Source organism: Marinobacterium halophilum, from assembly GCF_003014615.1.
GTDB classification, from domain to species: Bacteria; Pseudomonadota; Gammaproteobacteria; order Pseudomonadales; family Balneatricaceae; genus Marinobacterium; species Marinobacterium halophilum.
In genome coordinates, this window is the sequence record NZ_PYGI01000006.1 from 1 (window position 1) to 14133 (window position 14133).

General features: G+C 51.9%; 14 protein-coding genes and 1 pseudogene. 10 read left to right on the plus strand and 5 right to left on the minus strand.

Annotation, left to right across the window (positions count from 1 at the left end; genetic code table 11):
- Both CLV44_RS17300 and CLV44_RS05170 read left to right on the plus strand, forming a co-directional pair.
- Positions 1–213: pseudogene (locus tag CLV44_RS17300) on the plus strand (IS3 family transposase); the annotation flags it as partial.
- 30 nt (positions 214–243) lie between these two features.
- Entirely contained in the window at positions 244–495 is a 252-nt protein-coding gene (locus tag CLV44_RS05170; RefSeq protein ID WP_211298083.1) for a phage portal family protein, read from the plus strand.
- A 361-nt stretch (positions 496–856) separates the two neighbouring features.
- Here CLV44_RS05170 and CLV44_RS05180 read toward each other — a convergent pair whose 3' ends face one another.
- Positions 857–1288: a DUF2778 domain-containing protein gene (locus tag CLV44_RS05180; protein ID WP_106591054.1), complete on the minus strand. Its 432-nt coding sequence runs from the start codon at positions 1286–1288 to the stop codon at positions 857–859.
- A gap of 970 nt (positions 1289–2258) precedes the next feature.
- The gene (locus CLV44_RS05185) at positions 2259–4394 is read right to left on the minus strand and encodes a bifunctional diguanylate cyclase/phosphodiesterase (protein ID WP_106591055.1); all 2136 of its coding nucleotides are present in this window, start codon (positions 4392–4394) and stop codon (positions 2259–2261) included.
- Between the two features lie 175 nt (positions 4395–4569).
- Here CLV44_RS05185 and CLV44_RS05190 point away from each other — a divergent pair, with 175 nt between their 5' ends.
- From CLV44_RS05190 to paaE, 6 genes are all read left to right on the plus strand, one after another.
- A complete protein-coding gene (locus tag CLV44_RS05190; protein ID WP_106591056.1) occupies positions 4570–5319 on the plus strand; it encodes a metallophosphoesterase in 750 nt (249 codons plus the stop codon).
- A 259-nt stretch (positions 5320–5578) separates the two neighbouring features.
- Complete coding sequence (gene paaA / locus CLV44_RS05195) at positions 5579–6520, plus strand: 1,2-phenylacetyl-CoA epoxidase subunit PaaA (protein ID WP_245912616.1); 942 nt, start codon at positions 5579–5581, stop codon at positions 6518–6520.
- A gap of 13 nt (positions 6521–6533) precedes the next feature.
- Positions 6534–6827 (plus strand): 1,2-phenylacetyl-CoA epoxidase subunit PaaB, encoded by a 294-nt coding sequence (gene paaB, locus CLV44_RS05200; RefSeq protein ID WP_106591058.1) that lies wholly within the window; start codon positions 6534–6536, stop codon positions 6825–6827.
- Between the two features lie 15 nt (positions 6828–6842).
- On the plus strand, positions 6843–7607 hold the full coding sequence (paaC, locus tag CLV44_RS05205; RefSeq protein WP_106591059.1) for a 1,2-phenylacetyl-CoA epoxidase subunit PaaC: 765 nt from the start codon (positions 6843–6845) through the stop codon (positions 7605–7607).
- 25 nt (positions 7608–7632) lie between these two features.
- Entirely contained in the window at positions 7633–8172 is a 540-nt protein-coding gene (gene paaD, locus CLV44_RS05210) for a 1,2-phenylacetyl-CoA epoxidase subunit PaaD (protein ID WP_106591060.1), read from the plus strand.
- A gap of 9 nt (positions 8173–8181) precedes the next feature.
- A complete protein-coding gene (paaE, locus tag CLV44_RS05215) occupies positions 8182–9279 on the plus strand; it encodes a 1,2-phenylacetyl-CoA epoxidase subunit PaaE (RefSeq protein WP_106591061.1) in 1098 nt (365 codons plus the stop codon).
- Between the two features lie 91 nt (positions 9280–9370).
- Here the strand turns inward: paaE and CLV44_RS05220 are convergent, their stop codons facing one another.
- Positions 9371–10540, minus strand: a complete 1170-nt coding sequence (locus tag CLV44_RS05220; RefSeq protein ID WP_106591062.1) for a cation diffusion facilitator family transporter — start codon at positions 10538–10540, stop codon at positions 9371–9373.
- 334 nt (positions 10541–10874) lie between these two features.
- On the opposite strand from CLV44_RS05220, the gene CLV44_RS05225 reads away from it, so the two are divergent.
- A complete protein-coding gene (locus CLV44_RS05225) occupies positions 10875–11765 on the plus strand; it encodes a bile acid:sodium symporter family protein (protein ID WP_106591063.1) in 891 nt (296 codons plus the stop codon).
- A gap of 15 nt (positions 11766–11780) precedes the next feature.
- Here the strand turns inward: CLV44_RS05225 and queE are convergent, their stop codons facing one another.
- Positions 11781–12413 (minus strand): 7-carboxy-7-deazaguanine synthase, encoded by a 633-nt coding sequence (queE, locus tag CLV44_RS05230; RefSeq protein ID WP_106591064.1) that lies wholly within the window; start codon positions 12411–12413, stop codon positions 11781–11783.
- Positions 12414–12556: 143 nt separating this feature from the next.
- Here queE and CLV44_RS05235 point away from each other — a divergent pair, with 143 nt between their 5' ends.
- Entirely contained in the window at positions 12557–13195 is a 639-nt protein-coding gene (locus CLV44_RS05235) for a rhodanese-like domain-containing protein (RefSeq protein ID WP_106591065.1), read from the plus strand.
- A gap of 24 nt (positions 13196–13219) precedes the next feature.
- Here the strand turns inward: CLV44_RS05235 and CLV44_RS05240 are convergent, their stop codons facing one another.
- On the minus strand, positions 13220–14131 hold the full coding sequence (locus tag CLV44_RS05240) for a recombination-associated protein RdgC (RefSeq protein WP_106591066.1): 912 nt from the start codon (positions 14129–14131) through the stop codon (positions 13220–13222).
- Positions 14132–14133 lie beyond the last annotated feature (2 nt).

Below are 14133 nucleotides of genomic sequence, written 5' to 3' on the forward strand. Positions count from 1 at the left end.
CGTTGGTACAACACCGAGCACCGACACAGCGCCCTGAAATATGTAACACCCGAGCAACGCCATAATGGCGAGGCCAAGAAGGTACTAGACCAGCGTCGACAGGTTCTCGAAGCAGAGAAAGCCAAGAACCCTCCGCGCTGGTCTGGTGATATCCGTAACCTCAGCTTGCCCAAAACGGTAACGCTGAACCCGGAAAAGGCGGCGAATTTTTAAAGAGCAGATGACTTATACGCGACAACTACGTTGACAGTTACCACCCGCGATGACATGCGCGCCGCGCACCGCGTGCCACCGGTGCTGATGGGTATCATGCCCAGCAACGTGGGTGGGTTTGGATATGTTGAGAAAGCTGCCCGCGTGTTTGCACGCAACGAACTGGTACCGCTGCAAAGCCGCTTCCTGGAACTCAACGAATGGATGGGTGAAGAGGTAGTGAAGTTCGACCCCTACGCGATAGAAGAAGCCCGTGCTAAAAGGGAGATGCCAGAACTTTGATGGAAGAGGGCCAGCTTTTGCTGGCCTGAAGCTGATATTAGCAATTAAGAGCACAGCAATTTAGTTGCGCCCTATGCATTTTGTTAGCTTGTTGATCGCTAAGTATGTGAATGTAGAAATAAAAACTAACAAAAATGAGAAAATTAGATTAAGAATAATTTCCAAGTCAGCAACTGATTCTTGATTTGGTGGGTTGTATAAACTCATCGACCACTTAACGATAAAATCGGGATAGCTAAAATTTAAATGGTGATAGTACCTTCCCAATAAGAATGCTAGAGCTAATGTTCCGGTGATAAGCCAAATAACTAAATATTTAAACTTCATCATAAAGTCACCATACTTTGACCTTGCCGTAACATTAAATATCTGTATTCGGTATTTTCTGAGTATTTGCTGACTTCAACAAGGATCGTATTACTTGGAAGTCACTCCAGCTATCGATGGTAATGCAGCCCTTGCTAATTCCAAGAGGAACTTTGGGGTGTAAGCGGAACTGTCCTCTTTTTACCTGATCACAAAGTGTTTCATCATCTATATTGCTATCTATCGCATAAAGTGCAAACCACTCATCTTTATCACTTAACCAATCCCTAAGGGGACCGAGAAACCCGCCGGATTGACGATCAATAATATAGTAGGTTCCCTTAGGGATCGGACCTTCATTTGAAATACAGTGGGATTTTGCTCGATTCATGTGCTGATTCATGCCTGAGAATGCAGGGAATGAAGCTCCACCCATTTTGAACGAGCTCATTGACTTATTGTTTAAATGAAAACTGTAATCGATCATGAAATACTTCCTTGTGGTTTAGTGAAGAATCAATATTTTAAAAGCGCAGATGCATCTTAGCTGTGCGTATCATTAAGTAATAAAGCACTATCCATAGTGCTCTAATGTTGAACGATTTTTCCAGGTGTTACCAGTCCTAAATTAGTGAAGCAACAAGTGAGGACCCAGAATAGCAATATACTGTATGTAAATGGCTCCAATGCAGGTATTTAAGTACTTACTTAAAGTACTCCTTGTGTTTCCAGAGAAAGATCGACAATCCCGATCTTTCTCTGGAAACTACTTATAGAAAACGCGCTCGTCCCCCTCCACGCCTGCGGTGCTTCTTGAGCGTGTAATTATGCGGTGCATGATACGGCTGTAGGACAGGCCTGGTGTGGGCTTTTCGCAGCTGTGGTGGTGATCGGAATTCATGCGGATTTATGCGGGTACAGAGGGGGTTACAGAGCGTTCTGGGTGATACGGTCATGGCTGCATATTTCATTCCTGCATCGGGAAAAGGTGATATAGGTGATGCTGTGTAAAATCGTCTGTAAGTGACTGATATTTATGGTTTTTTTTGTTACCTCTAAAAGGTGATGAAAGGTGATCAAAAAGGTGATGGGTTTATAGGTTATTGTTTTATAAGTATTTTATTTTTTATCTATATCACCTATCTAAAAGGTAACACATCACCAATCTATCACCGTTTAATCACCTTTCGCGTGTCCCCTGAAGCCCTTGTGATTCGTGGCCTTCAGCCATATTCCTTCAGTGCATCACCTTTATCACCTTTTTCCGATGGCTACCTGAAAAAATTAGACCCACTCCCCAATGCGTGCGTGCGCACATGCGAGGCGTGTTTCTTTCTCATGACTTCTCGTTCTGGAGATTGGTTTAGGCTTGAGGTGTGAGTTTTTGTATCAGGTGTTCGTAATATTCGTTGCGAGCATATCGAATGTTCTCGTTTATTGCATGCATATCACGTCTGCTAAAAGTTAAGCAGTTCCTCCATGGGTTTGGGTTTGCTAAACAGGTAGCCTTGCCCGAAGTCGCAGTGCATGCTGTTCAGAATATGCAGCTGGCCGGTTTCCTCTATACCCTCTGCAACCACCTTCATATCAAGCGTATGGGCCAGTCCGGTCATAGCTTGCACAATCTTTCGATCTTCCATATCAAGGTCTTGAATGAAACTGCGGTCAATTTTCAGTTTTTTGACCGGCAGGCGTTTGAGCAGTGCCAGTGATGAATAACCGGTACCGAAATCGTCAAGGGAGATGGACAGGCCAGCGTCGCATAATGCCTGAAGTGTTGTAATGGCATCATCAATACTGTCGATCAGGCATGATTCGGTCACTTCCAGTTCAATTTGTCCAGGCGATATATTGTGTGCTTGCAGGATGCTGATAATCTGCTTGACCAGTTGAGGGTCATTGAATTGCCGGGGTGAAAGATTAATGGCAACCCAGCCATCAATCTTGTATTGATGGATTTGTCGGCAGGCTTCTTCGAATACCCAATAACCCAATTTGAATATGAGCTGACTTTCTTCGGCCATACCAATGAAGTTGTCTGGGCCAAGTAGCCCCTTAACAGGATGTTGCCAGCGCACCAGAGCTTCGTAGCCCGCTACTTGGTTTGTGCGCAAGTCGATAATGGGTTGCATGTGCAGGCGTAGCTCATGCTGATCGATCGCGGTGGCAAGTGCATGCTGCAGGGTGGTGTAGTCTTCTGCGGCTTGCTGAAGTCGTTCATTGTAGAAGGCATAACGATTCTTGCCGCCCTTTTTGGCGGCATACATGGCCATGTCGGCATGTCGATAAGCCGTTGTGTAGCGTGCTCCGTCTTGCGGAATCACGGCAATACCGAAAGATGCGGTCAGGCTGAACGTGTTGTTATTTACTACGATAGGGTGGGTCATTCTGTTACGCAGTGAATCAATTAGCTTGCTGAGGCTGTCGGTTGAGCCCAGGTCATGGATCAGTATGGCAAACTCATCACCGCCCAGTCGGGCGACCAAGTGCTCGCGAAGCAGTTGATCATCCAGGCGTTCAGCTATCTGCAGCAGCAAGGCGTCGCCGGTGTCATGGCCGCGGATATCATTAATCTGTTTGAAGTCGTCCAGATCGAAGATAATCAGTGCTGCCTTCTGGTGGTGGCGTATGCACTCCTTACAGGCGCGTTCGACTTCTTCGCTAAAGTAAAAACGGTTGGCCAGACCGGTAAGCTGATCGTAATTGGCTTGATAATGCAGGGTACGCGTTTGTTCTTCGACGACTTGCTGTAGCACCAGCGGCTGGCGCAGCACTCTGCGCAGCAGAGATGCGATCAGTAATGCGAACAGGGTGCTGATGCTGTAACCAGCCCAGTAGCCGGTAGTGGAGTAAGGTGTGGCTGGGCTCATGCTGAGTTGCCACTCAGCATTGGCTGCCTGAATATCAATCGACAAGCTGTTCTCATTGAGTGTAAGCCCTGAGCGGGCAAAAACCTGCTTCAGGCCGGTAGCAGGGTGAGTGCGGCTTAGCTGGTAACGGATCCCTTTTTGCTCCAGCACCTCCAGATCCGAGGTCTGTAACAGTGTGTCGAGATAGATCACGACGGAGGCGAAGCCCCAGAATTTTTCTGTACCGTTTGGTGCATATAGAAAAATCGGGTTGCGCCCGACCATGCCAATGCCGCCCTGGCTCAGTTCAAACGGACCTGCCAGCGTCATCTTGCGGGACTCGATAGTCAGCTGTGCTTCTTGGCTACGCGCAGCGTCCTTTAACAGGTCGCGGCCTATATGCCCGGAGTCTGGAGGATAGATATGGCGTGTGATGCCGCCGGGGGCCAATTGGGCGCTGGCGATATCCGGAAACGACGGCATAAGGGCTTCGGCAAATTCCTCAAAGTCCGCAAACATTCCGCCGTTTTGTTTAACTTCCTGACTTAAAACCTGAGTGGCAGAGAGTGCGCGCTGCAGGCGGTTCTCAAGAATCGAAGCCTGTGTGCTCAGTAGCTCGCTGATCAGAAAATCCTGGCGACTTTGATACAGGTTTAAGCCGGTATAGGTTGCATAGCTGCCGATGCTGGTGACAGCCAGAAAGGCCGCTGTGCAGATGAAATCTATATAGCGGGTCTGTTTCAACGCGGAGGCCTGAAAAAAGGTGTCAATTAGCCGAGATTAGCGGGCGTTACGTGCGCTGTCCACCGTGATAACTATTATTGATATATATTGAGTCTGTGCACATGCTACATCCGTATTGATGACAGAATAATGCCAGCAGGCTGATATATCGTATTGAGATAAGGAGTGAGCCAGGGTGTCCGTGATTGAGCGTATAGCGGCCAACCAAAAAGGTCGCGATTTTGTGGTGGGTGATGTGCATGGCTGGTTGGAGCCGTTGCAGGCTGAACTGGATGCGCTCTGCTTTAATCCTGAATGTGATCGCCTGTTTTCGGTAGGAGATTTGATTAACCGAGGGCCAGATTCGGCTGCATGTTTGTTGTTGACTCAAGAGCCCTGGTTTCACGCCGTCAGGGGTAATCATGAGCAGATCCTGTTTGATTGGTTGGCTGATCCGGCTGGTGTGGATGTCGATGCCTGGATGCGGTATGGCGGGCGCGCCTGGCTGGGGCGTGGCCCCGAGCATTTTTTTGCTCGGAATACGGCATTACGTGTTCACGCAGAATATTTGGCCAGCGTCATGCCTTGGGTGATCGAGCTTAGCCTGGCTGATGGCCGTCGAGTGGCTATCTCGCACAGCTCTCTGCCTGCAGAAGAATGGTTGGAGTTACAGCTACGATTGCCGCAGGAAGCGTCGCTGCGTGAGTCGCTTATATGGGATCGGCCAGTGAAGGCCTCGGGGTTTGAACGAACCGTGGAGGGTATCGACTTGTGCGTACATGGTCATGTGGTTGTGCCGCGTATTCTTCGCCGCGGCAACGGAATCTATATTGATACCGGTGCTGCCCTGTTTGATAGCCGCTATAAGTCGGACGATCAAATTCCACATCCTCGCATCTCGGCGATACAGGTAGAGGATCTGTTCAGGGTTCCTGGCAACTTGTAGAGGGGAGGTGCTGATTACGGCATGCCGCATCAAGTGATACACTTATTGAAAAATATTTTGATATTTGTGTATCATTAAGTGGAATACATGGTGTACATTTAATCTGTCGCATACGGGTAAGCGTATCCTGTTGTATTGCAGTCGGCCGCTAACCCCCACCAATGCCGATTTCGGCCGGTGCGATACAAAAAACACTCTGGCTTACAAGAATAAGTTACACAGTGTGACAGAACGAAACATAAGATCGGAGAGCAGAATGATGACGCCCGAAGAACAAAATTTCATGCGTAAGATCGAAGCCGAAGAGAAGATCGAACCGAAGGATTGGATGCCTGATACGTATCGCAAAAACCTGATCCGTCAGATCTCTCAGCACGCCCATTCTGAAGTGATCGGGATGCAGCCTGAAGGTAACTGGATCACGCGCGCACCTTCGCTGCGCCGTAAGGCTGTTCTGTTGTCCAAGGTGCAGGATGAAGCAGGTCATGGGCTTTATCTGTACAGCTCGGCAGAAACGCTGGGCATCTCCCGCTCTGAAATGATCGAGCAGCTGCAGACCGGCAAGGCAAAATACTCTTCCATCTTCAACTATCCGACCCTGACATGGGCCGATGTGGCGGCGATTGGCTGGTTGGTTGATGGTGCGGCCATCGTTAACCAGGTATCGCTGCAGCGCACCTCCTATGGTCCGTATTCTCGCGGCATGATCCGTATCTGTAAGGAAGAAAGCTTCCATCAGCGTCAGGGTTATGAAGCCATGCTGGCGTTGTCCAAGGGTTCGCCAGAGCAGAAAGCGATGGCACAGGATGCCTTGAACCGCTTCTACTGGCCGTCACTGATGATGTTTGGTCCGCATGATTCCGAGTCTGCACACTCCCAGAAATCAATGGAGTGGAAGATCAAGCGTGAGACCAACGACGACCTGCGCCAGAAATTTGTTGATCAGACCGTCAAGCAGATTGAAGTGCTGGGTCTTGAACATCCTGACAAGAACCTGCAGTGGAATGAAGCGCGCGGTCACTACGACAGCAGCGATCTGAACTGGGATGAGTTCTGGAGCGTGATCAACGGTAATGGTCACTGCAATCGTCAGCGTATCGAGCACCATGTTGCCGCCCATGAAGAGGGTGAGTGGGTACGTGACGCGATCTCTGCCTATAACGAAAAGAAACGAGCCAAGAAAGCGCAAAACGCGGCGTGAGAGGGGAGCTGAAATGACAAAGCCAACAGAAAAACTGGAACTCTTTGAAGTGTTTGTGCGCTCCAAGCGCGGTCTGGATCACAAGCATGTCGGTAGCCTGCACGCTGAAGATCAGGAGCAGGCGCTTGAATATGCTCGCGACTGCTACACCCGTCGTAGCGAAGGCGTGAGCATTTGGGTCGTCAAATCCAGCGACATCTGCGCCTCGCAGGAAGACGATGCGGATTGCTTCTATGATCCGAGCGATGACAAGCCGTACCGTCATGCGACTTATTACGTTCTGCCCGATCCCGTCAACAACATGTAATCGGAGGAAACCGTAATGAGTGATGCAATCAAAGCGGCAACGCTGGAATACGCAACCCGTCTGGGTGACGATTCTGTTGTACTGGGCCACCGTATTTCCGAGTGGGTCAGCTACGGGCCTTTCCTTGAAGAAGATATTGCCTACGCCAACGTAGCGCTGGATTACATTGGCCGTGCACGCATGTTCTATACCTATGCGGCCGAGCTGGCTGACGATGGCCGTACTGAAGATGACTACGCTTACATGCGCAGTGATCGCGATTATCGCAACCTGTTGCTGCTGGAAATGCCGAAAGGTGATTTCGCTTACTCACAGGTGCGTCAGCTGTTTGCTGATGTGTACTACGCCTTGTTATTGCCCCAGCTGGAACAGTCCAAAGACGAAACTCTGGCTGCAATTGCTGCCAAGGGCGTCAAGGAAACCAAATACCACCTGCGTCGCAGCCGTGACTGGGTGCTGCGTTTGGGGGATGGGACTGAAGAAAGTCACAAGCGCACACAGAAGGCAGTTGATGCGCTCTGGGGCTATACCCACGAAATGTTCGACATGGATGAAACCGAGCAGCTGCTTGCAGATGCCGGTATCGGTGTCGACGTTGCCAAGCTGCGCGATCAGTGGCTGGCGATGGTGAGCGATATTCTGACTGAAGCCACGTTGACCGTGCCTGAAGATAGCTGGGCCGTGCGTGGTGGTCGTACCGGATACCACACTGAAAACCTGGGGCACATGCTGACCGAGATGCAGATCGTGCATCGTTCAATGCCCGGTTGTCAGTGGTAAGCACAAGCTGCCAGGAATACGTACCATGAATGAAATATCACTGATGCCAGAAGAGCAGTATCGTCGCTTGCAGCAGCGTAATGCTGCTGATGTGAAGGTGCTGTGGGACCTGCTCGACGAGGTCAAGGACCCGGAAGTGCCGGTGCTGAGTATTTGGGATCTGGGGATATTGCGTGATGTTGAGCGTGAGGGTGAACGTATCGTCGTCACCATCACGCCGACCTACTCGGGCTGCCCGGCGATGAACACCATTACGGATGATGTTGTTGCCGCGCTGCAGGCGGAAGGTTACGCCGACGTTGAGGTGAAAACCAAGCTATCGCCTGCCTGGAGCTCTGAGTGGATGTCACCGGAAGGTCGTCGCAAGTTGCGTGATTACGGCATAGCACCGCCGGAAGACGCCGACATTGATGAAGATGGCCTGACCCCCGATGCGCATGCGCAGTGTCCGCATTGTCGGTCCCGCAATACCCGTCGGATAAGTGAGTTTGGCTCCACCGCTTGTAAGGCGCTGTTTCAGTGCAATGATTGCAACGAGCCTTTTGACTATTTCAAAAAAATATAAGGTGACGCGATGTCTGACACCAATTTCTACACGCTGAAAGTAGCCGATGTGCAACCGGAGACGGACTCGGCGATCAGTGTGACTTTCGATGTGCCGGAAGCGCTGAAAGAGAAGTTCACGTTCATTCAGGGCCAGTTCCTGACCCTGCGTGCGATGATCGACGGTGAAGATGTTCGCCGGTCCTACTCCATCTGCTCGGGCGTGACCGACGGTCACATGCGTGTCGGCATCAAGCGCGTTCAGGGAGGCCAGTTCTCCAACTATGCCAACGATCAGCTCAAGCCCGGTATGGATATTGAAGTAATGCCGCCGCAAGGCAGCTTTTACTCCGAGCTGAACCCCGCTAATGCCAAGAACTACATGTGTATTGCTGCCGGTTCCGGTATTACGCCGATGATTTCAATCATGAAATCCGTGCTGGATATTGAGCCGAACAGCAAGGTCACGTTGATCTACGGTAACCAGCGTTCCAACACCGTGATGTTCAAAGACGAACTCAACTTCGTCAAGAACCGTTACATGGACCGTTTCCAGTGGATCAATATCATGGACTACGAAGACCAGGGGGCTGATCTGCTCAACGGTCGTATTGATAACAAAAAGGGCTATGCGCTGCAGAAGGCCGGCCTGATTGATATCAAGAGCACGGATGAAGCCTTTATCTGTGGTCCGGAGTCGATGATGACTGAAGTCTCTCGTGGTTTCCGTATGGAAGGCTTGAGTGATGATCAGATCCACTATGAGCTGTTCGCCAGCTCCTCCGCCGATGCTCAGGCTACGCTGGAGAAGGCACAGGCGCGTGTGGCTCAGTATGGCGAAGCGAAAACCAGCAAGGTAACGGTTGTTGCTGATGGCCGTTCGGTAATGTTCGATCTGGCAACTGTGGGTCAGAATATTCTCGACGCTGGCATGGATGCAGGTATGGACTTGCCGTATTCCTGCAAGGGCGGTGTGTGCTCAACCTGCAAGTGTAAATTGGTCAAGGGCGAAGTAGAGATGGATATCTCTCACGGTCTTGAGCAGCACGAGATTGAAGCCGGCTACGTGCTTAGCTGTCAGGCGCACCCGATCAGTGACGAAGTGGTTCTGGACTTCGATCAGCGTTGATTACGGCTTGTCTGGTATAGCGATGGTTTGTTTACCATCGTAGTGAAAACGCCCGATGCACTGCATCGGGCGTTTTTGTTTCAAGGCGTTATCAGCGTGGCGGTAACCAAAGTTTGAGGGTGCGGAACCAGTTGAGCGATGCCAGCTGCTCCCTGAGCTGCTCTTCCAGATCGCGCGCGCTCAGGCCGGTGTGATGCAGCAGCTGGTGAATCTGTTCCGAAGCCTTGATGTCGAGGTCAATATACTCAGGGTGGTAGTACAGAATCAGCTCATAATCGGGATTGTCACCCAGGATGCGGCTGATGGTTGCATCCAAATGCTGGCTGATCTCACGTCGGGTCGGCATGACCGGGCAAAAGGCCTCTCCGTGAAATTCTTCGTCATCATAGGTATCGATGTGGAAAATGATATGGCCAATATCATCGAATCGATTCTGCAGCTGACACACCACATTATCACCAATGTAGTGACCTTCCGCGGCGCTTAAGTGAGGTGCCACTTGCAAGTGCATCTCAAGCAGGCCCTGGTTGGCCATATTTCGGCTTTTGAAGCTGTGGACGTTAATCACGCCATCGACACTGAGTACCTGTTCGCGCAGAGCCTGTACCTGCTCCTCAGGCAGTGCGGTATCCACCAGTTCAGTCACGCTTTTGGCGACAAGATCCCAGCCAATTTTACCGACCAGCAGGGCAACCAGTACGGCAGCCAGTGCATCCAGCCACCAGATACCGGCCATGGCACCAGCGACAGCAACCAGCACAACGATGGATGAAAGGGCGTCGGTGCGGCTGTGCCAGGCGTTGGCGATGATCAGGTCGGACTGCAGTGCCTTGCCGACTTTCAGGGTGTAACGGAAAATCCACTCTTTACCAATGATAGACAGGGTTGCCGCAATAAGCGCTGGCCATGTGGGTAATGGCGGTTGTTCGTCGGCAAACAGCAGGCTGATGCTGTCATAGGCCATGGCGGCACCGACAACGATAAGGACCACGCCCAGTGCGACGGTGCCGACGGTTTCGAAGCGTCCGTGCCCCCAGGGATGGTTGGCGTCCGGGGCGCGATGTGACAGCCGTAAAACGGCGACGACCATGAAGTCGGTCAGCAGATCGGAGAACGAGTGTATGCCATCGGCGATCAATGCGCTGGAGTTGGCCATTACACCCACCAGGATTTTGAGCACACCTAATAGCGTATCCAGAATGGCACCGATAATGGTCACCCGTTCTGCCGCTTTGCGCCGCTTGTCTAATTGCTCCTGCATCGGTTGTACACTCCGCTAAAAACAGCGCGCTATCATACCGCTATCTTGATCTCCGGACTAGCGACATGCGCAGAAGTGTGTTTTGGATAAATATAACGGTTTGATTCATAAGGCAAAAAAACTAATGGTCAAATATTGAACAATCTGTGTTCGGCTTAGGTATCATCCGAGCTGAAGCCATTTTGTCATGATATCTTCACAGTGTTATCCACAGTAAATGTGGGTATGAGGGTGTAACGTCGATGCTGCGCGGGTTGGGCGATGTTTCATTGTTCCTGTGGGCGGGATAACTTACCATGCTTGGCTGTTTTGGTGTCGTTTCGGGATCTTTCACATGCAGACTTCATACTTGACGCAATGGATTTTGCCATTGGCGTTGTTCAGTATCATGTTCGGTGTTGGCATGACCCTGAAAGCCGCCGATTTTACCCGGCTGCTGCATGCGCCGCGTGCTGTTATCGTGGGTATGGCGGGCCAATTGTTGCTGTTACCTCTGTTGGGCGCGGTCGTGATCGGGCTGACGGCTTTGCCACCGCTGCTGGCGACAGGCCTGATGATCCTGACGTTTGCTCCGGGAGGTGCAACCTCCAACATGCTGACTCTGTTGGCGCGTGGCGATACGGCATTATCCATAACGCTCACGGCCGTAAGCAGTTTGATCACGCCGTTTACATTGCCTCTGTTGACTCTGCTGGTACTGGAGCAACAGGGGTTGATGGATGTGCTGCCTGATTTTCCGATACTGATTACGATTATGAAAATGTTGGTGGTGACGCTGTTGCCGGTTGGAATCGGTATGCTGGTTGCGGCATGCCGTCCTGGTCTGTGCACGCGTATGCAGCGGCCGGTCAAGCTCTGCTCATTGCTGTTTATGATCGTTATCGTAACGGCGATTGTACTGGCTAACAGGGAGGCCCTGCCGAGTCTGATTAATCAAGTCGGCCCGGTGGCCTTGCTGCTGACGGTGTGTGCATTGGCGGCGGGATATGGGCTGGCACGGGTGGCGGGTCTGCAGGATGCACAGCGTGTGACTCTGGCCATTGAAGTGGGCATTCAGAATGCAGGCACCGCATTGCTGGTCACTGCCGGGCTGCTGCAGAATACCGAAATGTCGGCCAGCGCACTTATTTATGGGGTGGTAATGCAGATACCTGCCGTATTGATCTTGCTGTGGCGTAACCCCGGCGTGCTGCGGCAACCGGTACGGGCATTGCTGCAGCGTTAGCCGGTTGGTTAAGGCTTAGTCGATACCCAGCATTTTGTGTGTTTGCAAGCTGAGTTGCCATTGCGGATGCGCCATGCAGTAATCGATGCAGCGCCGGGTATAGTCATTCTGTAAAGGGCCGTCCATCGGTTGCAGGTAGAAGTGGGTGAAGTCTGCATCGGCAAAGCGTTCAGGCGGGGCCAGGCTCTGTGGATAGACCAGCTTGAGTTCATCGCCATGAGTGATGATGACCTCGCTGCCACTCTTGGGGCTCACGCAGATCCAATCCAGTCCTGCGGGGAGGGGTTTGGTGCCATTGGTTTCGATGGCGACTTCGAAGCCGCGGGCATGCAGTGCATTCACCAGTGCTGCGTCCAGCTGAAGTGCTGGTTCGCCACCCGTGCAGACGACATAGCGGCGACCGCCTGCATCTTGCGGCCAGAAGCTGTCGATGCGCTCGGCCAAGGCTTCAGCATCCTTGAATTTGCCGCCGTTCTGGCCATCGGTACCGATAAAATCGGTATCACAAAAGTCGCAGACAGCTTCAGCACGGTCCTGTTCACGCCCGGACCACAGGTTGCACCCGGTGAAACGGCAGAATACGGAGGCGCGGCCGGTCTGTGCGCCTTCGCCCTGCAAGGTGTAGAAAATTTCTTTGACGCTGTACATGCAAGCTCCTGCTGGTTAAGGCGTCAGTTTATCGGCAAATTGACAATGATCAAGCAGTGCGCGATAAATCCGATACAGGTACTCGGGTATAGGGCTATTAGTTGCCATATACTGGTTTAAACAACATAAGGAAGGAGAGACTAATGGATACGCGTTGGCTGGCTGCTGCGGTATTGGGTGGCGTAATGATGGCTCCGTCGGTATGGGCCGAAGGCGAGAGCCGGGTGATGATCACACCTGATCTGTATTCGTTCAAGGTGATGCATGATGGTACCGAATACGACATTATGCGCAATCAGGATCCTGAGCACCGTATACATTCGCTGTATGAAACGACTTCACGCGGCCTGCCTCAGGCGATGCATCCTTTTGCCCCGCATGCGGTTGAAACACTAGGGGAGCGTGAGTTTATTCACTATATGATGCAGGCGCAGCAGGATGATTCGGTGATGATTGTGGATACCCGAACCATCGGTTGGCATGTGCGTCTGACGATTCCTGGCGCGCGTAATTATCCCTATACCATGATGGATGATGAGGGTGATCGGGAGTGGGCGCTGGATGATTTCGGAGTCACCTCGAATGCCGAGGGAGGATACGATTTCAGCCAAGCGAAAACGTTGGCCATGTTTTGTAACGGTTACTGGTGCGGTCAGACCCCGGCCATGATCCGTAAGTTGCTGGCGCTGGGCTATCCGGCTGAAAAGCTAAAATACTACCGTGGCGGCATGCAGGCATGGACCAGCCTCGGTTTCACCGTCATTGGTGACGGTGCCGAATAACCCGATGTTATTTCGGTGTGAGCCTCAATGCTGAGGCTCACCTCCCAATGTTTCCAGCAACTCCGGTAGCAGCCGCGCATACTCCAGTCCCATGCGGGCCAGCTCCGCATCGCGTGCTGCCAGCACATCTTCCGGTGTGTCGGCATCCAGTTGCTCGCGATATTCATCACTGAGGCGCAGGCGATGCAGGCTCAGGTCTTCATGCAAGACGAAGCGGATCTGTTGCTGCCACTCCAGCGCCAGGCGCTTGACCAGCATGCCGGCGGTGATGTGTGCACTGATTTCGTCACAGAGCAGGTCCTGTCCCTTGGCGCTGATTTTACTGCCTTCGGTCATTGGGTCACGCAGTTCGCACTCATCTTCCAGAACCCAGCCTTGCGGCATCGCTTCACCCTGCAGCCAGGCGGTCATCACCTTGTCGGCTGATATCTGAGTCAGAGGCAGCTTGACCACCAGTGATCCCAGTGCCTGACGCAATTGGTTGAGCAATTCTTCAGCCTGCTTGTGGCTGGAGGCGTTGACCACGATCCAGCCCTGTTGCGGCATCAGTATGGCTTCGATGCTGCGGCGGCGGGTAAAGCTCCGTGGCAGCAGGTCCATGATGACTTCGTCCTTAAGTTGCAGCTTTTCCTTGCGGTAGACCTTGCGTGATTGCTCTGCTTCGATCAGGGCAACCTTGTCATCCAGTTGTTCACGAACGACGCTGGCGGGAATAATACGCTCCTCCTGGGCCAAATTGACGAGCAGAAAGCCGTTGCTGCTGAATACCAGCATCTCTTCGGCTTCCTTGACCGGCTGGCTCCAGCCACTGCGGCTCAGCTCCTGACTACCGCAAGGGGTAAAAGGATGCTCGGCAAGTGCCTGTTCAAGATGCTCCTGCGTCAGTTCGGCGGATGGTTCAAAACGGTAAAAAATCAGATTGCGAAACCAGAGCATGG

Excerpts from the sequence above, each read along its gene's own strand:
- CLV44_RS05180 (WP_106591054.1), bottom strand. The coding sequence starts at position 1,288 with ATGATCGATTACAGTTTTCATTTAAACAATAAGTCAATGAGCTCGTTC.
- paaA (WP_245912616.1), top strand. The coding sequence starts at position 5,579 with ATGACGCCCGAAGAACAAAATTTCATGCGTAAGATCGAAGCCGAAGAG.
- paaB (WP_106591058.1), top strand. The coding sequence starts at position 6,534 with ATGACAAAGCCAACAGAAAAACTGGAACTCTTTGAAGTGTTTGTGCGC.
- paaC (WP_106591059.1), top strand. The coding sequence starts at position 6,843 with ATGAGTGATGCAATCAAAGCGGCAACGCTGGAATACGCAACCCGTCTG.
- paaD (WP_106591060.1), top strand. The coding sequence starts at position 7,633 with ATGAATGAAATATCACTGATGCCAGAAGAGCAGTATCGTCGCTTGCAG.
- paaE (WP_106591061.1), top strand. The coding sequence starts at position 8,182 with ATGTCTGACACCAATTTCTACACGCTGAAAGTAGCCGATGTGCAACCG.
- CLV44_RS05220 (WP_106591062.1), bottom strand. The coding sequence starts at position 10,540 with ATGCAGGAGCAATTAGACAAGCGGCGCAAAGCGGCAGAACGGGTGACC.
- CLV44_RS05225 (WP_106591063.1), top strand. The coding sequence starts at position 10,875 with ATGCAGACTTCATACTTGACGCAATGGATTTTGCCATTGGCGTTGTTC.
- queE (WP_106591064.1), bottom strand. The coding sequence starts at position 12,413 with ATGTACAGCGTCAAAGAAATTTTCTACACCTTGCAGGGCGAAGGCGCA.
- CLV44_RS05235 (WP_106591065.1), top strand. The coding sequence starts at position 12,557 with ATGGATACGCGTTGGCTGGCTGCTGCGGTATTGGGTGGCGTAATGATG.
- CLV44_RS05240 (WP_106591066.1), bottom strand. The coding sequence starts at position 14,131 with ATGCTCTGGTTTCGCAATCTGATTTTTTACCGTTTTGAACCATCCGCC.